This window comes from Methylobacterium sp. BI1 (assembly GCF_056680125.1).
Genome location: NZ_CM155267.1, coordinates 110,074 through 128,988, shown reverse-complemented (window position 1 = coordinate 128,988; position 18,915 = coordinate 110,074). Strand labels below are relative to the sequence as shown.

Genomic DNA, 18,915 nt, shown 5'->3' with positions numbered 1-18,915 from the left:
TCAGGGTAAAGACTTCGTTAAGCTGCGCCGGCCGCGGGATCCGTCGCTGCGGACCGGTCTCCCGCTTCACTGGGGCGAAAGCGAGGCATCGGCACGCGCACGGCCCTCCGCCGGAGGGGTCAGTCCCGCCGGGTCAGGGCGGCGATCTCGGCGCGCTCCTCGGCGCTGAGCCCCGCGGCGGCCGCGGCGGGGCGGCGGCGGGCCAGGCGCCAGAGCCCGAACAGGCCCAGGCCGATCACCGCGACCGGGGTCAGCCACAGGAGCAGGGTGTGCAGGGCGAAGACCGGGCGCAGGAGCACGTACTCGCCGTAGCGCCCGACCACGTAGGCCTGGACCTGCCGGTCGTCGTCCCCGGCGGTCAGGCGCTCGCGCACGATGAGGCGCAGGTCCCGGGCGAGGGGAGCGTCGGAATCGTCGATCGACTGGTTCTGGCAGACGAGGCAGCGCAGGCCCGACGAGATGTCGCGCGCCCGCGCCTCCAGGGCCGGGTCCTTCAGCACCTCGTCCGGCTGAACCGCCAGGGCGCTGCCGGCGGAGGCCAGCGTCAGGCCGAGCGCCAGGGCAAGGCGCGAGAGGCGCGCGACCCGGCTCATTCGGCGGGGGCCATGCCGGGAGGGACGGCCTTCGTCCGGGCCCGTGCCGGGGCGCCGACGCGCATGCGCCGGTCGGTGAGGGAGATCGCGCCGCCCAGTGCCATCACCACGGCGCCGAGCCAGATCAGCAGCACGAGGGGCTTGTAGTAGAGTCGCAGGCCGATGGCGCCCTCCGGCAGGACCTCGCCGAGGCTGGCATAGACCTGGCTCGCGCCGATGGTGAGCAGGCCGGATTCCGTCACCGTCATCTTGCGGCTCGGATAGAACCGCTTGCCGGTCTCCACCGTGCCGACGAAGTCGCCGCCGGCGTTGCGGATGGTCAGGAAGGCGGTGGTCTCGGCGTAGTTCTCGCCGGTGCGCGGGCCGACCCGGTCGAGGGTCGCCACGTAGGGGCCGGAGGCGAGGGACTCGCCGGGCTTCAGGGTCTTCAACCCCTCCGTCGCCCAGCCCTGCGCGGCGATGCCCAGGACGACGACGCCGACGCCCGCATGGGCCATCGCGGTGCCCCAGGCCGAGCGCGGCAGGCCGGCGGCCCGGCGCCAGATCGCGGCGCCCTGGGCGCGGTTGCTGCCGTAGCCGCGGGCGCGGGACACGATCTCCATCGCCGAGCCGATGACGAGGTAGGCGCCGAGGCCGATGCCGATCGGGGCCATCATCGGGCCGCCCCAGGTCAGGGCCGTCACGGCGAGGCCGATCACCAGCGCGGCGGACAGGGCCGCGAACAGGCGCTGCGTCGCCGCGTGCACGTCACCGCGCTTCCAGGCCAGGGTCTGGCCGAAGGGCACGATGAGCAGCAGCGGGATCGCCAGGGGTACGAAGGTGTAGTTGAAGAAGGGCGGTCCGACCGAGATCTTCTCGGCGGTCAGCATCTCCAGCAGCAGCGGGTAGAGGGTGCCCACGAAGACCGTGGCGCAGCCGGCGGCCAGGAACAGGTTGTTCATCACCAGCGCGCCCTCGCGGGAGATCGGCGCGAAGATGCCGCCCTGGCGCAGCATCGGCGCCCGCCAGGCGAACAGGGTGAGCGAGCCGCCGATGAACAGGATCAGGATCGCCAGGATGAAGACGCCGCGGGTCGGGTCCGTGGCGAAGGTATGGACCGAGGTCAGCACGCCCGAGCGGACGATGAAGGTGCCGAGGAGCGAGAGCGAGAAGGTGAGGATGGCGAGCAGCACCGTCCAGACCTTCAGTGCGTCGCGCTTCTCCATCACCACGGTGGAGTGCAGGAGGGCGGTGCCGGCGAGCCAGGGCATCAGCGAGGCGTTCTCGACCGGGTCCCAGAACCACCAGCCGCCCCAGCCGAGCTCGTAATAGGCCCAGTACGAGCCCATCGCGATGCCGAGCGTCAGGAAGCTCCAGGCCATCAGGGTCCAGGGCCGCACGGCCCGGGCCCAGACCGCGTCGATGCGCCCGTCGATCAGCGCCGCGATGGCGAAGGCGAAGGTGATCGAGAAGCCGACATAGCCGATGTAGAGGAGCGGCGGATGCACCGCGAGGCCGAAATCCTGGAGCAGCGGGTTGAGGTCGTTGCCCTCCACCGGGGCCGGGCTCACCCGGGTGAACGGGTTCGAGGTCGTGATGATGAACAGCACGAACACGAAGGTGATCAGGCCCTGCACCGCCAGGGTGTTCGCCCGAAGGGTCGGCGGCACGGATTCGCGCGACACCGCCACCAGGGCTCCGAACAGGGCGAGGATGAGGACCCAGAGCAGCATCGAGCCCTCGTGGTTCCCCCAGACGCCGGAGATCTTGTAGAGGAAGGGCTTCGCCGTGTGGGAGTTCTCGATCACGTTGAGGACCGAGAAGTCCGACGTGACGTGGGCGTAGGTCAGCGCCCCGAAGCTGAACAGGATGCAGGCGAAGGCCCCGAGGGCGGCGGGCGTCGCCACGGCCCGCAGGGCCTGGTCGCCCGAGCGGGCGGCCCAGACCGGCATCACCGCCTGGACCAGGGAGAGGGCGAGCGCCAGGGCGAGCGCGAAATGGCCGACCTCGATCAGCAAGGCGGGGTGTCCTTCCAAGGGAGGATGTGCCGCGGGACGCGGGGCCGACGGGAACCGGACCGGGAGGCGCGGGGCATCATCGCTCGCTGCGCTGGCGGAGGGTCTTGTCGCCGGCGGCCGTCTTGGTGTCCGGGGCGGTCGTGGCTTGGGGGGAGGCCGCGGCAGGCTTGTCGACCATGCTCTTATCAACCATGCCCTTGCCCTCCTGCCACCGGCCCTGCGCCTTGAGGGCATCGGCGACCTCACGCGGCATGTAGGATTCGTCGTGCTTGGCCAGGACCGTGTCGGCCCGGAAGATGCCGCCCGGCAGCAGGGTGCCCTCGGCGACCACGCCCTGGCCCTCGCGGAACAGGTCGGGCAGCAGGCCGCGGTACTGGACCGCGATGGTGGCGTTGGTGTCGGTCACCGCGAAGTCCACGGTCTGGTCCGGGCCGCGCTGGAGCGAGCCGTCCTTCACCAGGCCGCCGAGGCGGAAGCGCGTGCCGGGGGCCACGGTCTGCGCGGCCACCTCGGTGGGCGAGCGGAAGAACACGATCGACCCGCTCATGGCCGACAGGATCAGGCCGAGCGCCAGCGCCAGCACGGCGCCGCAGGCGGCGATCAGGATCAGGCGGCGGCTCTTGCGGGTCACGTGGGCAGGGTCCCGGTTGATGGCTGACGAGGGGCGGGGCGCGTCCCGCGCCGGACTGCCCGGCGGGGTCTCTTGCAGCTTCTGGTGTCGGCCGGGGCGCCACCCGGGTCAAGGGCCGGGGCCGGGACCGATTGTCAGGGGCTCAGGGTTTGGCCGCCGCATTGCCCGGCTTCACGCCGGGCTGGAGGCTGAGTTCGCGCGACAATTCGCCGAGCCGCTCCATGGCCGCCGCGTCGGGGCTCAGGGCCATGCGGGCGCGATCCAGGGCCTGCAGGGCGCGCTCGCGCTCGCCGAGCACGCTGTAGGAGCGGATGAGGCGCAGCCAATCGTCGACGCTGCCGCCCTTGGCCGCCAGGCGGCGGTCGAGACCCGCCACCATGCCCCGGATGGCGGCGTCGCGCTCGGCCGCCGGCATGGCCTTGACGGCCGCGACGGCGGCCTCCGTGCCGGCCTGTGCGGCCGCGTCGGACGATGCGCCGGTCTGTGCGGGCGGGGCGGACGGCGCGGGCGTGGCCGCCTCCGTCGGCGCCGCGGCCAGGCCCGCCTCGGCGGCGATCGCGTCGAGGCGGGTCTTCGCCTCGGGATCGTCGCCCAGGGCCTTGCGAGCCCGCTCCAGGGCGTCCTTCGCCTTGTCGCGCTCCTGGAGCACGCCGTAGGAACGCACGAGGCGCAGCCAGTCCTCCAGGGTTCCGCCCCGGTCGGCCAGGCGCTTGTCGAGGCTGTCGACCATAGCCCGGATGGCGCCGTCGCGGCTCGCCGGGGGCAGGGCCTGGAGGGCGGCCGCGGCGCCGGCCTCGGGCGTCTTCGCCGGGCCGGGCGCGGCCTCGCCCTTCAGGCGCGCCAGGTTCTCGCGGACCAGGGGGAGCCAGGGCGCATCGGCCGGCGCGGCGTCGGCCATGGCCTGGAGGCGCTGGATCGCCTGGGGGATGTCACCGTCGAGCTCGGCCGCCCGCGCCAGGTAAAATCTCGGCTTGGCGACCTGCCCGTCGAGGTCGACCGCACGCTGGAAGATGGCCTTGGCCTGGGGCGTGACGGCGCCGTTGGCCGCCGCCACCAGGGCTTCGCCCCAGTCGGACAGGCGCGGCGCGGTCTCGCCGAGGAGGCGGGTGGCGGCCTCGTAGGCATGGGCGGCGTCGTCGAAGCGGCCCATGCGCATGTAGACGGGGGCGAGCACGGACCAGCCGCGGCCGTCGGTGGGATCGGCGGCGAGACGCGCCTCGATCTGGCCGATGGCCTTCAGCAGGTCCTGGTCGCCGCTCTGCGCGGACTGGCGCTCCGCCGCGCTCTGGGCCGGCATGTGCGGCGAGCCGTAGAGGCCGTAGGCGATGAGGGCGACGAGGGGGATGGTGGAGAGGGCGAAGGCCGAGGCCGCCCGGCGCTGGCGCAGGGCCGGCTCGGCGATGTCCTGGGCCGCCGGCACGCCGGCGCGGTTGGCGCGCAGGAGGCGCCGGGCCGCCTCGGTCCGCGCGGCCTCCGCCTCGGGGGCCGCGATCAGGCCGCGGGCCTCGTCGCGCTCGATCTCGCGCAGCTGGTCCTCGTAGAAGCCCGTCTCGGTGGCGAGGCCGCCGGCCTCCGGCGGGGCGGCGGGATTGGCCCGGCGCGACATCGGCCAGAGCAGGGCGAACACCGCCGCGCCGGTCATGAACGCCAGTATGAACCAAAGTGCCGTCATCACGCCCCGAACGCTGCCCCGCTTGCATGTAGACGCGGGCCCCCGCCGGCACGATGCAGGCCTCGGGCGACACGGTGTCACGCGCAGCACGTCGGGGGGAGGGCGCAAGCCTAGAGCACGACGGCGGATGGGGGAACCGGGTGCCGTGCGTCCCGCCGGCGATCGGCAGCTCTCACGCCGGCGCGAGACCGTTCGCAAGTCCGTTCGCAAGTCCGTTCGCAAGTCCGTTCGCAAGTCCGTTCGCAAGTCCGTCCGCGAGCCCGTCCGGCGATTCTTGCGCCCGCCCGCCGGCGCGCCCGCGGCTCAGTGCGGGGCGACGCCGGCCGGCGCATCGCCCGGCACCTCGATCACCGCCCGCAGGCCGCCCAGGGTCGCCTCCTCCAGGCGGAAGCGGCCGCGATAGAGGGCCGCGAGGTCGGCCACGATCGAGAGGCCGAGCCCGGAGCCGGGCTTCGTCTCGTCGAGGCGGCGGCCGCGCCCGAGCACCTCCGCCCGGTCCTCCGGGGCGAGGCCCGGCCCGTCGTCCTCGATCGCCACGAGAAGGTGGGGATAATCGTTCTTGCCCACCGCCTCGGCGCGGATCGCCACCCGGCCGTGGGCCCATTTCGAGGCGTTGTCGACGAGGTTGCCGATCATCTCCTCGAAGTCCTGGCGCTCGCCCCGGAAGCGCAGGCCGGCCGGCACGTGGACCTCGTAGGCGATGTCCTTGTCGCGGTAGATCTTGCCGAAGGTGCGCACGAGGCCGGCGAGGGCCGGCTCGACCTCCGTCGAGGTGCCCAGCGTGCCGGCGAGCGCCGCCGCCCGGGCGCGGTCGAGGTGGTAGTTCACCTGGTCGCGCATCACCGCGGCCTGCTCGCGGATCTTGGCGGCGAGCTCCTCGGGCGCGTCGGCGGCGCCGACCTCGTTGACGATGATCGAGAGCGGCGTCTTCAGGGCGTGCGCGAGGTTGCCGACCTGGGTCCGCGCCCGCTCCAGGATCTCCCGGTTGGTCTCGATGAGGAGGTTCACCTCGCCCGCCAGCGGGGCGATGTCGCGCGGATACTCGCCGGTGATGCGGTCCGATTCGCCCCGCCGGATGGCGCCCAGCGCCGTGCGCAGCTTGGCCAGCGGTGCGAGGCCGAAGCGGATCTGCAGCAGGGTCGTCAGGGCGAGCGACAGGCCGAGGAGCCCGAAGGTGACCATCAGCGAGAAGCGGAAGCGGTCGACGTCGTTCTCGATCTCGTCGGCGGGGCCGGCGACCCGCACGGTGTAGCGGCCCTCCTCGCCGAGATCGACGTCGCGCTCGATGATCCGCAGGCGGCGCTCGTCCTGGGCCCGGCCGTAGCCCTGGCGGATCTGGCCGATGCCCGCCTTGGTGTCGGGGGTGCCGGCCGCCTTCAGGGGCACCCCCACCAGCGAGCGCGAGGTGCGCAGGTCGCGGGGCTTCGCGTCGGGCCGGCCGATCTGCCAGTACCAGCCGGACAGGGGCAGGTCGAAGCGCGGATCGCTCAGGGTGAAGGAGCGGCTCTCCGGATCGTTGGGCGAGACGAGGTCGGTGGCGAGGTTGTTGGCATAGACCAGCAGGCGGCTGTCGAAGGCCCGCTCGGTGTTCTCGCGGTACAGGGTCGTGAGGATCCAGGCCGCGATCAGCAGGATCGCCGAACTCGCCAGCAGCGCCGAGGTGGCGAGCCGCACCGCAATCGAGCGTCGGCGCATCGGGAGCCAGGAGGGGGAGGGAATCATGCTGGCCAAGTCTGGGTTGCAGCCGGAAATCAACGCGACAGTCGAGGCTATGCCGCCGCCGATCGCACGGGTTTTGGATTGTTCGCCTGAGACCTGGATCGTCTCCGGCTTGACCGGCACGCCCAGTCTAGCCTGGGCGCTGGCCTGTGTCTCACCTTGGCTCGATCCGCATGATCCGCAGAATACGGATTATGCGGAGCCCGTCCCCGCTTCTCGTCGAGGCTTGGATCGGCATGGACCTGTTCAAACTGACCGATACGGATGCCACCGACTTCGCCAAGCGCGCAGGCTTCTATCAGGACGCGGCGATCCGTAACCCGGTCGTGGTCAGCAAGAACGGGCGACCGAAGACGGTCCTCGTGGCCTATGACGAATTCATCCGCCTGCGCGAACGCGACCGGCGCTCGTTCACGGTCGATGACATCCCGGACGACATCGCGGACGCGATCCTGAGCGCCGAGGTCCCGAAAGGCCTGACGGACACGGATTGGCGCAGGCCTCCGACCCTGATCCCGAGCGAGCCGCCGATCGCCGGAACCGTGATCCGCTACGCGTTCCTCTGGTCGGACGAGCGTCGCGAGGGTTTGGAGTCGGCGCGGAAGGACCGAACCGCCGTCCTGGTCATCGCTCGCAACCCCCGGACGGAAGCTGCATCGTGGTTCCGAGCACGCATCGGGAGCCCGAAGGCCGAACCGTCGGCTTGGAAATTCCCGCCGAGATCTGCAGACGCGTGGGCCTCGACGACCGACGACAGTGGGTCATCGTGTCCGAGGGCAACGCGTTCGTCTGGCCGGGGCCGGACCTGCGGTTCATTCCCGACCTCGACCCGCCGAGCGTAACATACGGAACCGTTCCGCGGCGCGTCTTCGCTCTCGTGCTCGCGCACATGCAGACCCTGATCCGGGCAGACCCTGATCCGGGCGAGGCGGCTCGCGATGAGTCCGCGTCGCTGAGATCACACCCGCGGCGCGGGCTGGTTCGGGTCGACGAGGTAGCCGAGGCCCCGCACGGTCTGGATCAGGTCGACGGCGAGCTTCTTGCGCAGGCGGCCGACGAAGACCTCGATGGTGTTGGAATCGCGGTCGAAATCCTGGTCGTAGAGGTGCTCGGTGAGCTCGGCGCGCGAGACCACCCGGCCGGTATGGTGCATCAGGTAGGACAGCAGGCGGTACTCGTGGCTGGTCAGCTTGACCGGGTTGCCGTCCACGAAGACCCGGCCGGAGCGGGTGTCGAGCACCACCGGGCCGCAGGCGATCTGGCTGGTGGCGTGGCCGGCCGCGCGCCGCAGCAGGGCGCGCACGCGGGCCATCAGCTCCTCCATGTGGAAGGGCTTCGTCACGTAGTCGTCGGCGCCCGCATCGAAGCCGTCGACCTTGTCGGACCAGCGGTCCCGGGCGGTGAGGATGATGACCGGGGTCTTGATGCCGGCCCGGCGCCACTTCTGCAGCACGCTGACGCCGTCGGTCTTGGGCAGGCCCATGTCGAGGATGATGGCGTCGTAGGGCTCGTTCTCGCCGAGATAGCCGCCTTCCTCGCCGTCGAAGGCCTTGTCGGCGACGTAGCCGGCCTCCTCGAGGGCGTTCACCACCTGCCGGTTGATGTCCCGGTCATCCTCCACGACGAGCAACCGCACGGTCCCGAACTCCTACGATGATGGCCCGGACCCGCGGGTCGGCGCGGCGCGCACGTTAGACGTCTCCGCGCCGGCGCGAAACGGCTTCCGGCCGAAAGCCTTTCACGGCCCGCTGACCTGCCCGGTGGTGGCGTCGACGACGACGTGGACGAACTGGCCGTCCCTCCGCAGGGCGGTGAGCAGGTAGACGAGAGTCTCGTCGTTCCGGCACAGGCGCGCCCGCTGGATCTCGGCCCGGGGGATCACCTGGCGGGCGGCGCGGATGGCCGCCACCGGGGCGATCACCCGCTTGTCCGCCACCGCCTCGCGCAGGTCCGCCGGGCTGAGGCAGGTCTCGCTGCGCGGGATGGCGGCCAGCGGAGTCGCGATCGCCCCGGTGCCCGCCGTCGTCTCCTCCGCGAACGTGTCGATGGAGCCCGTCGCGAAGCCCGCGACGGTCAGTCCGATCAACACCAGGGCGAGGAGGATGCGCATGGGACGATGTCTAGGAAGGATGCACTGAATGTGCCCTGAATGCCGAGCCAAGCCCGACCTCGGCCATCCGGTTCCCGCCGCTCGCCCCGGGGGCGGGCCGGTCAGGCCGGCCCGGGGGCCTGACCGGCGAGGCGCGCCAGGGTCGCCCGCAGCGTCGCTCCGACCAGGGCGTGGTCGTCGATATGCGTGCGGGCCGCCCGCCGCAGGGCCAGGGACGAGCGGTCGTAGCCCATCCGGGCGGCGTGCAGGCGCAGGGCCGCCACCCGGCGGCGGTCGCGGCGACGGTGCAGCAGGAGGGCGAGGCGGTCCATGGCAAGGTCCTCAGGGGCGGGGCCGGGTCTCGGCGAGCCGGCGCAGGATGTCGTCCAGCTTCTCCCGCGCGCGCTCGTCGTTGCGCTCGACGCTGCGCGCGAGCTCGGCGATCACACGCGCGAGGTCGTCCAGCACCCGGGTCCGGCTCTCCAGGGCGGCCGCCACGGCGGCATGGCTCTGCGAGGCCCGCTCGAGGGCGGTGGCGGTGGCGCCGGTCTCTCCGAGGCGTGCCGCCTGGGCGCGCAGCGAGTCCCGGTGGAGATGGATGCAGGCGAGGCCGAGGAGGACGGCGACGATCCATCCCGCGCCCTCCTGCGAGACGAGCAGGTGCCCGGCTTCCAGGGCGATCTTCTGCAAGCTCCCCTCCCTCGTGAGATGTCCCCCGCCCGCGGATCCGGCCCGTCAGGCCGGCCGGCGCATCCGTGCCGCCCGGAGGGCGGGCACCAGCGTGTTGGCGACCGTGGCCTCCTCCACCAGGGGCAGGCTGCGGAAGACCTTCTCGCCGAGACCGTCGACGCCGCCCGCGGCCCGGATGAGCCAGGCCGGAGCCGCGTCGAGGCCGCGCTGGACCGCGCCCGCGATCACCACCGATCCCATCGGGACCGTCAGCGTCCGGCCCTGCGCCGCCCCCGCCACCGCGTTGACCGCGTAGGCGCCGACATTGCGGACCAGATGCTCCACCAGGCTGGCGGTGATCAGGACCCGCAGGGGACCGGCGATCCGCGTCAGGGCCGCCATCAGGGCGGTGACGGCGAGGGGCACCACCACGCTCCCGAGGCCCTGGATGGCCGCCGCGAGGGCATCGCCCCAGGGCACGGTGACGACGGCGGTCGCCGGGACGGCCGAAACCGCCGCGACGGCGGCCGTCGGGAGGGCAAGGGCAAGGGCAAGGGCAGGGGCAGGGGCAGGGGCAAGGGCTACGGCGAGGGCAAGGGCTACGGCAAGGGCGAGACCGGCGGCGAGGAGGCGGGCGCGCGCGGGGCCGGGGAGGAAGCGGTTCATCGGAGACTCCAGCGGTGGGGACATCGACGGGACGGCGGGAGGGGGCGACGCTCAGGAGCCGCCGCGCAGGCGGCTGCGGAGGGTCGACCACAGCCGGGCCAGGGCCGCGGGCCGCCCGGGCGCCGGATCGGGCGCCGGGTCCGGCACGCGGCTCGGCAGCGGCGGGATGCGCGGCACCGTCCGGCGCTGCGCGGGCAAGGGCGGATGCGAGGGCGGAGTCGGGGAGCGCGGTGCGGGAACCGGTGCCGGGTCGCTCCGGCGCGCCCGCGGCAGGGCGCGGTCGTAGGGCGTCAGGAACTGGTCGTGCTCGGCGCCCCGCCGCGGGATCAGCGCGGCCGGACGGTTCCAGAGCAGGATCGCCGCGGCGGCGCCGTCGCGGTCGCCGGCTTTCAGGCGCCGGACGACGGTGGAGCGCGCGAAGGCCGACGGACCGATGTTGAAGCAGAGCGAGACCAGGGCGTCGAAGGCGTGGTCGGATAACAGATCGGGCGAGGCGCCTCGGACCGCATCGTCCACGGCCCGGACGTAGCGGGCGACGTCGCGCCGGAACAGGGCGTCGCAGGCCGCCTCGGTCAGGCGCAGGCCCGGCGTCACCACGGGCGGCCCGGCCGCCGCGGTGTGGCCGATCCCGATGGTCCAGATCCCGACGCTGTCGCGATAGGCCGTGAGGCGGCGCCCCTCCCGTGCGATGAGCACGGCTTCGCCGATGGCACTGAGGTTCATGGCCTGGTCTCCGGTTGATGGCTCGGCGGCTAGACTTGAGCGAAAACTGGCGCGATACTTGAAAAGACCACGGGATCGGGAGGCGGACATGCTGCGAAAGCTCATCTCGGCGGCCTTGCGACGCGAAACCGAGACCGAGACCGATGCCATCGCCCGCGAGGCGCCGGCGCAGCCGCCCGATCTGGCCTTCCCACCGATGCGGCCGGTCGAGCCGCCCGCCGCCCAGAACGACAATCCGCTGGCGGACCTGTGCGCGGCGGTCGAGGCCGACCTGCGGGCGGCGGGCTACCTGCGCTGAACGCGGCTGCGGGATCAGGGAGCAACCGGATCAGGGAGCACGCGGATCAGGGGCCGGCGGCGGCCTCCAGGGCGGTGAGCCGCGCCTCGAAGCCGCGGGCGAGGAACAGCAGCAGCTGGTCGGTCCGGAAGCCGTAGCGCTCGCCGGCCGCGCGCCCGGGACAGGCCGCCCCCGCCGGGACGGCCGGGACGGCCTCCTGCGGGGCGACGGCCGGGACGGCCTCTTGCGGGGCGACGGCCGGGACGGCCTCTTGCGGGGCGACGGCCGGGACGGCCTCTTGCGGGGCGACGGCCGGGACGGCCTCTTGCGGGGCGACGGCCGGGACGGCCTCTCGCGGGGCGACGGCCGGGACGGCCTCTCGCGGGGCGACGGCCGGGACGGCCTCTTGTGGTGCGACGGCCGGGACGGCCTCCTGTGGTGCGACCGCCGGCCAGGCATCGCGGCAGACGAAGCCGTAGGCGAAGGGATCGAGGCCCTCGGCCTCCAGGATCGCGATGGCCCGCTGGACGGTGAGGCCGACATGGCGCCGGGCCCCGTCTCCCTTCAGCGCCACGGCGTCCCGGAACCGGAAGGTGCCGATCTCCCGGGCGAGGGTGCGCCCGGCGGCCATCTCGGCCTCCGTCAGGGGGACGACCGGCGTCTTCTCGCGGGCGTCCGAGGTGTTGATCGCCCCGGTGCCCGCATAGAGCACCGAGGCGCGCAGCGCCGGCGTCCCGAGGCTCCAGGTGTTGTCGGCGGCGTGGGCGATGATGCCGGCGACCCCGAGCCGCGTCGTCAGGGGCGCGCTGGTGCCGAGGCCGAGATTGCCCTCCGGCCCGAAGCGCGCCGCCTCGCGCAGGGCGCCGGAGCGGGTCCCGTCCGCCGGCTTGACGAAGACCGCGAGGCCTCCCGGGAAGCCGCCCGAGGCTCCTCCCGTTCCGGCGAGGCCGGCGACGGACCAGGACAGGCCCCCGCTCGCGGCCTGCAGGGTCAGGCCGCCGGCCAGCAGGCTGCCGTCCGCGGCGAGGTCCTGGGTCAGGCGGAGGGCCGGTGCCCCGAGGAGGGGGGCGGCCGGCGGCCCGGCGAGATCGACCCGGCCCGTCGCCCGGTCGATCCGCAGCGCCTCCCGGAATCCCCCTGTGTCGGGCGCGACCTTGATCGCGAAATCGTCGGTGCCGGACAGTCCGATCTCGGCCCGTCCCGTGAAGGCGCTCTGGAACAGCAGGGAGAGGGCGTTGCCGGGTGCCTGCTTGTTGAGGGTGTAGCGCAGGTCGCCGGTTCCCCCCTCGGCGGTCGTCAGGGCGGTCCAGAGGGCGGTGTTCAGCTTGGCCGCGAAGGGGTTGGCGGCGTCGGCCGTGGTGCCGAGGCCGAGGCGCGTCAGGCTCTGGAGCTGTCGGAGGGTGCTGCGGAACCTGACCCAGCCCGCCGCCGTGAAAACGAAGAGCTCGTCCTCGTCGAGGATCCAGGCGCACCAGCCGGGTTTCGGCGCGAGGCCCCGCCAGCGCCCGTCCTGGAACTGGGCGACTTGGCCGGACAGGCCGGCCCAGGCCCCGGTGGGAGCGGGGCTCAGCACGAGGTAGCGGTCGCCCTCGGACGGGCCGGCCGGCGGCGCGACGAGGTCCTTGTCGCGGCAGGCGAGCTGGACGAGGGCGTCGAGCTGGATCAGGGCCTCGTTGTGGGTGACGTGCTTCTGGGCCTGGCCGGCCGCGAGCAGCGGCAGCGCCAGGGTCGGGGTGGTCTCGGGCATGATCCGGCTCCGGGCTTCTCGGGACTGGGGGAATCGCGGGGGTCAGGCGGGCTCCACCGGCACCTGCGTCCGGGTCTCCGGCCCGGGCCCGACCGCCGCGCCGACCTGCGCCACCCCCATGTCGAGGCGGAGCTGGGGCGCGCCGAAATCCGCCGTCTCGTCGGCCGCGGCGTAGAGGAGGTCCGACCGGTCCGCGCTCAGGGTCCGGAGGGGCCGGCCCGCGGCGGCGTAGAGCGTGACCCGGTAGGCCTCGGGCTCCTCAAGGGGGACCTCGGCGGCGTCCCAGGAATCGCCGTCGCGCCGCGTCCGCCGGATCCAGGCGAGGCGCACGCCCCCCGGCTCCCGCCGCGCCCGCAGGTGGACGGGGCGTAAGGGGCGGAGGGCGGCGAGGCCGGCCGTGGCGCGCAGCGCGACGGTGGCCGGATCGGCCGGATCGCGTGCCGCCGGGCCGATGCGGTAGCGGAACGGCCGGCCGGCCTCGTCGAGGCGCTCGACCAGGGGCATCATCGCCCCGTCGAGGCGCACGATCAGGCTGCCGGCCGGGGCCGCGCGCCCGGCCTGCGCCTCGCTGCCGGCCAGCCCCCGCAGGAGCCCGGTCAGCCGGTAGGTGTCCGGTCCCACCAGCGCGGCGCCAGCGGCCGCGATCAGCTCGATCGCCCCGTCCGCCGCGCTGCGCACCGCGAACAGGTTGCCGCCCGCCAGGGCCGCCGCTTCGCCGATGCCATCGAGGTCGCCGGCATGGCGCAGGCGGACCGTGAGGGCGGCGCCCCGGTCGAAGCGCCAGAGCGGGCCGGGGGGCAGCGCCGTCAGGGTCTCGCCGAGACAGGCGGGATGGTCGACGAAGCCCTGCGGCACCAGCGGCGCGGCCTCGCCCTCCGCCCGCCAGATCGCCATCGGCCCCGGCCAGGGCTCGGCCGTCACCGCCAGCACCTGCAGGGAGGTCGGGGTGCCGCGGTCGGCCGGCAGGTCGAGGGCGACCGCGAAGGGCGGCCCGGGCAGGGCCGGCACCGCCCGGCGCGGTCGCGGTCCGGCCGGTTCGCCGGCGCGGGGCGCCCGGCCGAGGCGCGGGACGGCCCGCGTCTCGATCGCGCGCCCGCGCGGGCTGTCGGCGATGCGCAGGATCCGGTGCGGCAGGCGCTCCCCCGGCAGGGCCAGGAGGTCGCCCGGCGCGAGGTCGATCCGGCGCGGGCTCAGGGTGAAGCGCGCGGTGTCGCGGGCCGCGAGGGCGGCGTCGAGGGCGGCTTCGGCCAGGGCCTCGGCAGAGGCGCGCCGGGTCACCACGGCGGCCTCCAGCCGGATCTCGCGCCGGCGCCGGCCGGTCGGCCGGGTCGCGGCGGCGCTCGCCCGGCGGTACTCGGCGGTCTCGCCGTCGGTGAAGCCGATCGTCAGGGAGCGCGGCAGCTCCGCCTCCTCGGCCCGGACCCGGGCCAGAGGCGCCTCCGCGTCGCGCAGGACCACGAGGTCGTCCGCCGCGAGCGGCAGGGGGACTTCCCGGCGCGGCCCGCGCACGATCAGCGTGCCGGCTTCCGCGGAGACGTCGAGGCCGTAGAGCTGCGCCAGGGGCTCCAGGGCCGCCCGGGCCGACATCGGCCGGTCGACGACGTAGCCGTCGAGGGTCGCGTCGGCGGTGATGGCGGCCGGCACGGTGATGCCGAGATCGGCCAGGATCGCGGCGACGAGCCGGTCGAGCTCCAGCCCCTCGATCCGGCCGGTGATCCAGTGGCCCACCGGCCAGTTGCCCGCATCGGCCCAGACGGTGTCGAAGTCGGGGAAGGCCGGGTAGGGCCGGGCGTCCCAGCACCAGACGAAGATCCCGTCCGCCGGCACCATCGGCCCGCCATAGACCGGCGAGACCGGGTTGTGGTCGGGCTCGAAGCCGGGCAGGCCGGTGTCGAACCGCCCCAGGATCGCCGCGAGGCCGCGGGCCTGGATCAGGTCGTCGCGGGTGCCGCGTGAGGCGGGCGGGCTGGCGTTCTCGGCGGATTTCGGGTCCGGGAAGACGTTGGGGCCGTTGGTGCCCTTGTCCACCGCCGGCACCCCGACCTCGGTGAGCCAGATCGGCTTCCCCCCGCGGCACCCACGCCGTCGCCCGCGTCTCGAGGCCGCCGTCCCGCTCGACATGCGGGTTCGCCCACCAGCCCACGAGGTCCTTGGCCCGGAAGATCCAGGGCTTGGCGGAGCGCCCGTCGGTGATCGGCGTGCGGACCTGCGCCGCCCGGTCGGCCGCGCCGGCATAGAACCAGTCGAAGGCCTCGCCGGCGCCGAGCCGGCCCTTGAGATAGGCCGGGTCGTAGATCGAATCGGCCAGCGCCAGGTCGGCATGGGCGTCCCCGTCGCGCCAGTCGGTGAGGGGCGGGTAGTAGTCGATCCCCACCGCGTCGATGGCCGGGTCGGCGAACAGGGCGTCCAGGGGGAAGCGGACCGTGGCGCCCCCGTCGCGCACGTCGGCGCCGTACTCGGTCCAGTCGGCGGCGTAGACGAGCGCGATGCTCGGGCCGAGGCGCTGGCGCAGGGCCGTCGCCAAGCTGCGGAAGCCCTCCACGGCGGGGTAGCGCCCCGCCTCCGCCCGCACCCGGGTGAGGCCGACGAACTCGCTGCCGAGGATGAAGCCGGCGAGCGGAATCCCCGCGGCGGTCCAGGCGGCCGCCAGCGTCGCGTAGTGCAGCACGAACGGGCGGTACTGCGCGAAGAAGGCCGCCACCTGGGTGCCGGCTGCGGCGCTGCCGTCCGGGCTCGCCGCCCGCCCGGGGGCGGGATCGCAGGTGATGCGCCCGCGCCAGGGATAGGCCGGCTGCCCGGCGGCGGAGGGGTCGCGCGGGTCCGGCAGGCGGTTGCCGGCCGGCACGTCCATCATCACGAAGGGGTAGAGCACCACCGCGAGGCCGCGCCGGTGCAGGTCGGCCACGAGGCGGGTCAGGCCCGCATCCGAGGGCGTGCCGCCATAGGCCGGGCCGCTCCCGGGGGCGGTCGAGACGGGCGCCACCTGGTCGCGGCGCAGGCCCGCCACCGACCAGACGTCGCCGCTCGTCACCTTGGCGGCGTTGTCGACCCGGGGGCCGAGGGTGCAGCGCCCGGCGCGCAGGTCGTCTCCGAACCAGCTCGCCACCACGGAGACGCGGGCCAGCCGCGGGCAGAGCGCCTGGAGCGCGTCGAGGGAGGCGGTGACGTCGGTGCCCGCCTGCAGCTGGAACCGGTTGGCCGGCCGGGTCGTGCCGTAGCCCGCCTCCTCGGTGACGCGCAGCGGGTCGAGGCCGAACTCGGTGGAGCCGGGGATGAGGCAGACCGCCCGGATCATCCCGGCGAGGCCCGCCACGGGACGCAGCACCTCGAAGGCGAATTGCGGGATGCGGTTGCCGAACTCGGCCAGGGCCAGGCGCTCGAACACCACGTAGGCGAGGCCGCGATAGGCCGGCGCGTTCGCCGCCCCCTCCTTGGCGACGATGAGCGGGTCGGGCGCCTGGTCTCCATCGCCGACGTGCAGGCGCAGGGTGACCGTGGTCAGGTCGAGTTCGCGCCCGTCCGCCCAGACCCGCCGGAGGCCCGCCACCGGGCCCTCGCACAGGCCGATGGCGAGGTCGACGAAGTAGGCGTAGGCCGTCCGCTTGACCTTGCCGCCGCCGAGGCCCTTGCCTCCGGCCGCGCTGGCGGCGGCGGGGCTCGCCACCTCCAGGGGCCGGGTCGCCCAGATCAGGGTGCCGCCGATGCGGGCCCGGCCGTAGACCCGCGGGATGGGATCGCCCTCGCCGGAGCTGAGCCCCGCCACGTCAGAGAGGCGCGGTCCCTCGACCGTGCGTCCGCCGGCGAGCCCCCCGAGCAGGGCGGCGTCGATGCCCGACCCCGCCGCCGCCCCGAGGGCGCTGCCGATGATCCCGCCGATCGGACCGCCCAGCGCCGTGCCGGCCGCCGCCCCGGCGGTTTGCAGGATCAGCGTGGCCATGGCGGACTCCGATAGCGGGCGGCGAGGGCTGAGATTTTGGGGCGACGTCGCTCTTGTGGCTTTATAGCGATATGCTATGAATTGCCGGTGAAAAAGATCGCTTACAGCAAGGCTGCCTTGAAGACGCTGAGCCGGATGCCGGCCAACGTCTCGGCGGTGATCCGCTCCAAGATCGCCCTTCTGGCGGAGGATCCGGCCGCTCAGGCCAACAACGTGAAGGCCCTCAAGGGCGAACCCGGGATCTTCCGCCTGCCCGTCGGCGACTGGCGCGTCCTCGACACGGACCAGGGCGAGATCTTAGCCGTGATCCGGGTCGCCTCCCGCGGGAGCGCCTACGATTGAGCCTGACGGACCCGACGAAACGGACGTTGCCGGAACGGATCTCCACCCTTGACGGATTGTCGCCCATGAACGCCCAGACCATCGTCACCCCGGCCGGCGAGCGCCTCGTCGTCCTGTCGGAGGCCGATTTCCGCGCCCTGAGCGAGGCGGCCGAGGACAATGCCGACCGCCTCGCGATCCAGGAATTCCGCCGCCGACTCGCCGCCGGCGAGGAGGAGTTGCTGCCCTCCGGGATGGTGGACCGCATCCTCGGCGGGGAGAACCGCATCCGCGTCTGGCGCGAGCACCGCGGCCTCACCGCCCGCGCCCTGGCGGAGGCCGCCGGGATCGCCCAGCCGTTCCTGTCGCAGATCGAGACCGGCAAGCGCGAAGGGACCGTGGATACCCTGCTCCGAATCGCCGAGGTCCTGTCCGTCACGATCGACGACCTCGTCGGTTAGGCTCCGCCGCCCACGCCCGGGAAGCGGAAGACCCGGGCGAGGTGGCGCCGCCACCAGGACGTCAGGGCGACCTCCGTGACGGCGGCGCCGTCATGGGCGTGGATCATCGTGCCGGCGCCGGTGGCGAGGGCGCAGTGCCGGGCCGGCAGGTGGGCCCGGAAGCGGAACAGCAGGACGTCGCCGGCCCGGGGCGGACCCACGACGGGGACGAGGTGGCGCGCGGCCGCCTCCGCCAGGGGATCGCGTCCGGGCGGCGCGGATTCGGCCCAGGAGGCGGCGTAGGGCGGGGCCGCCTCGGGCTCCGGGCCGAGGGCCTCGCGCCAGACCCCGCGCAGCAGCCCGAGGCAGTCGCAGCCGACCCCCTTCAGGGAGGCCTGGTGGCGATAGGGGGTGCCGATCCAAGCCCGCGCCAGGGTGACGATCGTCTCGGGTGTCGTCGTCCTGGGCGTCGTCGTCCCGGGTTTCGTCGTCCCGGGTTTCGTCGTCTTGGACGTCATCGTCTCGGACATCAGGGCGGCCTCACCGGAACAGGCTGCCGCCGTCGAGGCCCGGGCCGGAGCCGGGGGCGGGGCGGAGTACGAAGTCGTTGCCCGGCAGGTGCGGGAAGCCCTGGAAGTTCGGCACGTTGGCGAATTTTTCGCGGCAGGTGGCGAGGCGCTTGTCGCAGCCTGTTATCAGGCGGAAGCGGTCGCCCGGCGCCACCGGGCGGGGCGGCGCCTGCCAGAGGTCGAGGCGGATCGTTCCCGACGCGCCGGTCTGGTCGCGGATCTCGGCCTCCTGTCCGGCCTGGCCGTCGCCGATCCAGGCGAGGCGCCTCCCGGCGAACCACCCCGGCGCGAAATCGCCCGCCAGGGCCACGGCGAGGCGGCCAGGCTCCGGCGCCGCCAGCACCGTGCCGGTGGTGGCGAAGCGGGCATCGGTCAGATCCACGCGGCAGCGGGCATCGCCGAGATCGGCCCCGCAGGTGGCGCGGTAGGTCCGGCCGCGCTCGGCGTCGAGCTGGTCCATCAGCCCGCGCAGCTCGGCCACGAAGGCGGTGCCGGCGCGGCGCACCTCGCCCACCGTGCCGATCGCCAGGAGCAGGCGCGTCTCGGGGCGGCTCCAGTCGACCAGCCAGGTCTCCACCGAGGCGGCGTCGTAGAGGCCGCCGGCGATGTCGGCATCGGTGAGCCCGACCGCCGAGAGCGCGCCGGCGACCTCGCCGCCGCCGATGGCGAAGCCGAGCTCGGTGCTCGCCTCGGCCGCCTCCAGCCCGGAGCGGGCGGCGTAGGTCAGGCCGCCGAAGCTGAGGTCGCGGTCGTGGTCGGTGAAGCCGAGCCGGGCGCCGTCGCGCCGGGTCAGGGCCCAGCAATGGCACAGCGTGGTCGCCCCGCCGGCGAGATGCGCGGCGAGATCGGGGGGCAGGTCGCGCAT

At 74.0% G+C, this 18,915-nt stretch carries 18 protein-coding genes and 1 pseudogene; 4 read left to right on the top strand and 15 right to left on the bottom strand.

Annotated elements, in window-relative coordinates; all coding sequences use genetic code 11:
- Nucleotides 1-119: 119 nt before the first annotated feature.
- The 5 genes from AC1MGR_RS00605 to AC1MGR_RS00585 all read right to left on the bottom strand — a co-directional run bounded on the left by AC1MGR_RS00605 (nucleotide 120) and on the right by AC1MGR_RS00585 (nucleotide 6,615).
- Nucleotides 120-593, bottom strand: a complete 474-nt coding sequence (locus AC1MGR_RS00605; protein WP_480233345.1) for a cytochrome c-type biogenesis protein — start codon at nucleotides 591-593, stop codon at nucleotides 120-122.
- Nucleotides 590-2,590: a heme lyase CcmF/NrfE family subunit gene (locus tag AC1MGR_RS00600; RefSeq protein WP_480233344.1), complete on the bottom strand. Its 2,001-nt coding sequence runs from the start codon at nucleotides 2,588-2,590 to the stop codon at nucleotides 590-592. Before AC1MGR_RS00600 ends, AC1MGR_RS00605 begins: the two co-directional genes overlap by 4 nt.
- Before the next feature lie 76 nt (nucleotides 2,591-2,666).
- On the bottom strand, nucleotides 2,667-3,221 hold the full coding sequence (gene ccmE, locus AC1MGR_RS00595) for a cytochrome c maturation protein CcmE (RefSeq protein ID WP_480233343.1): 555 nt from the start codon (nucleotides 3,219-3,221) through the stop codon (nucleotides 2,667-2,669).
- Between the two features lie 142 nt (nucleotides 3,222-3,363).
- Nucleotides 3,364-4,893 (bottom strand): c-type cytochrome biogenesis protein CcmI, encoded by a 1,530-nt coding sequence (gene ccmI, locus AC1MGR_RS00590; protein ID WP_108037535.1) that lies wholly within the window; start codon nucleotides 4,891-4,893, stop codon nucleotides 3,364-3,366.
- Between the two features lie 303 nt (nucleotides 4,894-5,196).
- Nucleotides 5,197-6,615, bottom strand: a complete 1,419-nt coding sequence (locus tag AC1MGR_RS00585; RefSeq protein WP_108037537.1) for a sensor histidine kinase — start codon at nucleotides 6,613-6,615, stop codon at nucleotides 5,197-5,199.
- A 233-nt stretch (nucleotides 6,616-6,848) separates the two neighbouring features.
- Here AC1MGR_RS00585 and AC1MGR_RS00580 point away from each other — a divergent pair, with 233 nt between their 5' ends.
- Complete coding sequence (locus AC1MGR_RS00580) at nucleotides 6,849-7,454, top strand: type II toxin-antitoxin system prevent-host-death family antitoxin (protein WP_480233342.1); 606 nt, start codon at nucleotides 6,849-6,851, stop codon at nucleotides 7,452-7,454.
- Nucleotides 7,455-7,570: 116 nt separating this feature from the next.
- Here the strand turns inward: AC1MGR_RS00580 and AC1MGR_RS00575 are convergent, their stop codons facing one another.
- The 6 genes from AC1MGR_RS00575 to AC1MGR_RS00550 all read right to left on the bottom strand — a co-directional run bounded on the left by AC1MGR_RS00575 (nucleotide 7,571) and on the right by AC1MGR_RS00550 (nucleotide 10,759).
- Nucleotides 7,571-8,248, bottom strand: a complete 678-nt coding sequence (locus AC1MGR_RS00575; protein ID WP_055946034.1) for a response regulator transcription factor — start codon at nucleotides 8,246-8,248, stop codon at nucleotides 7,571-7,573.
- Nucleotides 8,249-8,350: 102 nt separating this feature from the next.
- Nucleotides 8,351-8,722 carry a PepSY domain-containing protein gene (locus tag AC1MGR_RS00570; protein WP_108037539.1) on the bottom strand — a complete coding sequence of 124 codons (372 nt, stop codon included), beginning with the start codon at nucleotides 8,720-8,722 and terminating at the stop codon, nucleotides 8,351-8,353.
- Nucleotides 8,723-8,823: 101 nt separating this feature from the next.
- Nucleotides 8,824-9,033 carry a hypothetical protein gene (locus AC1MGR_RS00565; protein ID WP_480233341.1) on the bottom strand — a complete coding sequence of 70 codons (210 nt, stop codon included), beginning with the start codon at nucleotides 9,031-9,033 and terminating at the stop codon, nucleotides 8,824-8,826.
- A gap of 10 nt (nucleotides 9,034-9,043) precedes the next feature.
- Nucleotides 9,044-9,391, bottom strand: a complete 348-nt coding sequence (locus AC1MGR_RS00560; RefSeq protein WP_108037543.1) for a protein kinase family protein — start codon at nucleotides 9,389-9,391, stop codon at nucleotides 9,044-9,046.
- Between the two features lie 45 nt (nucleotides 9,392-9,436).
- Entirely contained in the window at nucleotides 9,437-10,036 is a 600-nt protein-coding gene (locus AC1MGR_RS00555) for a hypothetical protein (protein WP_480233340.1), read from the bottom strand.
- A 51-nt stretch (nucleotides 10,037-10,087) separates the two neighbouring features.
- Nucleotides 10,088-10,759: a lysozyme gene (locus AC1MGR_RS00550; protein WP_480233339.1), complete on the bottom strand. Its 672-nt coding sequence runs from the start codon at nucleotides 10,757-10,759 to the stop codon at nucleotides 10,088-10,090.
- Nucleotides 10,760-10,847: 88 nt separating this feature from the next.
- On the opposite strand from AC1MGR_RS00550, the gene AC1MGR_RS00545 reads away from it, so the two are divergent.
- Nucleotides 10,848-11,057, top strand: coding sequence for a hypothetical protein (locus AC1MGR_RS00545; RefSeq protein WP_108037547.1), 210 nt, complete (start codon nucleotides 10,848-10,850; stop codon nucleotides 11,055-11,057).
- A gap of 46 nt (nucleotides 11,058-11,103) precedes the next feature.
- Here AC1MGR_RS00545 and AC1MGR_RS00540 read toward each other — a convergent pair whose 3' ends face one another.
- Nucleotides 11,104-12,783: a DUF2793 domain-containing protein gene (locus AC1MGR_RS00540; RefSeq protein WP_480233338.1), complete on the bottom strand. Its 1,680-nt coding sequence runs from the start codon at nucleotides 12,781-12,783 to the stop codon at nucleotides 11,104-11,106.
- A 42-nt stretch (nucleotides 12,784-12,825) separates the two neighbouring features.
- A pseudogene (locus AC1MGR_RS00535) lies at nucleotides 12,826-16,720 on the bottom strand (baseplate multidomain protein megatron).
- 87 nt (nucleotides 16,721-16,807) lie between these two features.
- Here AC1MGR_RS00535 and AC1MGR_RS00530 point away from each other — a divergent pair.
- Entirely contained in the window at nucleotides 16,808-17,062 is a 255-nt protein-coding gene (locus AC1MGR_RS00530) for a type II toxin-antitoxin system RelE family toxin (protein WP_480233337.1), read from the top strand.
- Nucleotides 17,063-17,127: 65 nt separating this feature from the next.
- Nucleotides 17,128-17,502 carry a helix-turn-helix domain-containing protein gene (locus AC1MGR_RS00525; RefSeq protein ID WP_480233336.1) on the top strand — a complete coding sequence of 125 codons (375 nt, stop codon included), beginning with the start codon at nucleotides 17,128-17,130 and terminating at the stop codon, nucleotides 17,500-17,502.
- On the opposite strand, the gene AC1MGR_RS00520 is transcribed toward AC1MGR_RS00525, so the two are convergent.
- Both AC1MGR_RS00520 and AC1MGR_RS00515 read right to left on the bottom strand, forming a co-directional pair.
- Nucleotides 17,499-18,011, bottom strand: coding sequence for an NlpC/P60 family protein (locus AC1MGR_RS00520; protein WP_480233335.1), 513 nt, complete (start codon nucleotides 18,009-18,011; stop codon nucleotides 17,499-17,501). The two genes, AC1MGR_RS00525 and AC1MGR_RS00520, sit on opposite strands and share 4 nt — an antisense overlap.
- Before the next feature lie 10 nt (nucleotides 18,012-18,021).
- Complete coding sequence (locus AC1MGR_RS00515) at nucleotides 18,022-18,915, bottom strand: DUF2163 domain-containing protein (protein ID WP_480233334.1); 894 nt, start codon at nucleotides 18,913-18,915, stop codon at nucleotides 18,022-18,024.

Coding starts and splice junctions, on each gene's coding strand:
- AC1MGR_RS00605 (WP_480233345.1), bottom strand. CDS start 593: ATGAGCCGGGTCGCGCGCCTCTCGCGCCTTGCCCTGGCGCTCGGCCTG.
- ccmI (WP_108037535.1), bottom strand. CDS start 4,893: ATGACGGCACTTTGGTTCATACTGGCGTTCATGACCGGCGCGGCGGTG.
- AC1MGR_RS00585 (WP_108037537.1), bottom strand. CDS start 6,615: ATGATTCCCTCCCCCTCCTGGCTCCCGATGCGCCGACGCTCGATTGCG.
- AC1MGR_RS00580 (WP_480233342.1), top strand. CDS start 6,849: ATGGACCTGTTCAAACTGACCGATACGGATGCCACCGACTTCGCCAAG.
- AC1MGR_RS00570 (WP_108037539.1), bottom strand. CDS start 8,722: ATGCGCATCCTCCTCGCCCTGGTGTTGATCGGACTGACCGTCGCGGGC.
- AC1MGR_RS00565 (WP_480233341.1), bottom strand. CDS start 9,033: ATGGACCGCCTCGCCCTCCTGCTGCACCGTCGCCGCGACCGCCGCCGG.
- AC1MGR_RS00555 (WP_480233340.1), bottom strand. CDS start 10,036: ATGAACCGCTTCCTCCCCGGCCCCGCGCGCGCCCGCCTCCTCGCCGCC.
- AC1MGR_RS00550 (WP_480233339.1), bottom strand. CDS start 10,759: ATGAACCTCAGTGCCATCGGCGAAGCCGTGCTCATCGCACGGGAGGGG.
- AC1MGR_RS00545 (WP_108037547.1), top strand. CDS start 10,848: ATGCTGCGAAAGCTCATCTCGGCGGCCTTGCGACGCGAAACCGAGACC.
- AC1MGR_RS00540 (WP_480233338.1), bottom strand. CDS start 12,783: ATGCCCGAGACCACCCCGACCCTGGCGCTGCCGCTGCTCGCGGCCGGC.
- AC1MGR_RS00525 (WP_480233336.1), top strand. CDS start 17,128: ATGAACGCCCAGACCATCGTCACCCCGGCCGGCGAGCGCCTCGTCGTC.
- AC1MGR_RS00520 (WP_480233335.1), bottom strand. CDS start 18,011: ATGTCCGAGACGATGACGTCCAAGACGACGAAACCCGGGACGACGAAA.
- AC1MGR_RS00515 (WP_480233334.1), bottom strand. CDS start 18,915: ATGCGCGACCTGCCCCCCGATCTCGCCGCGCATCTCGCCGGCGGGGCG.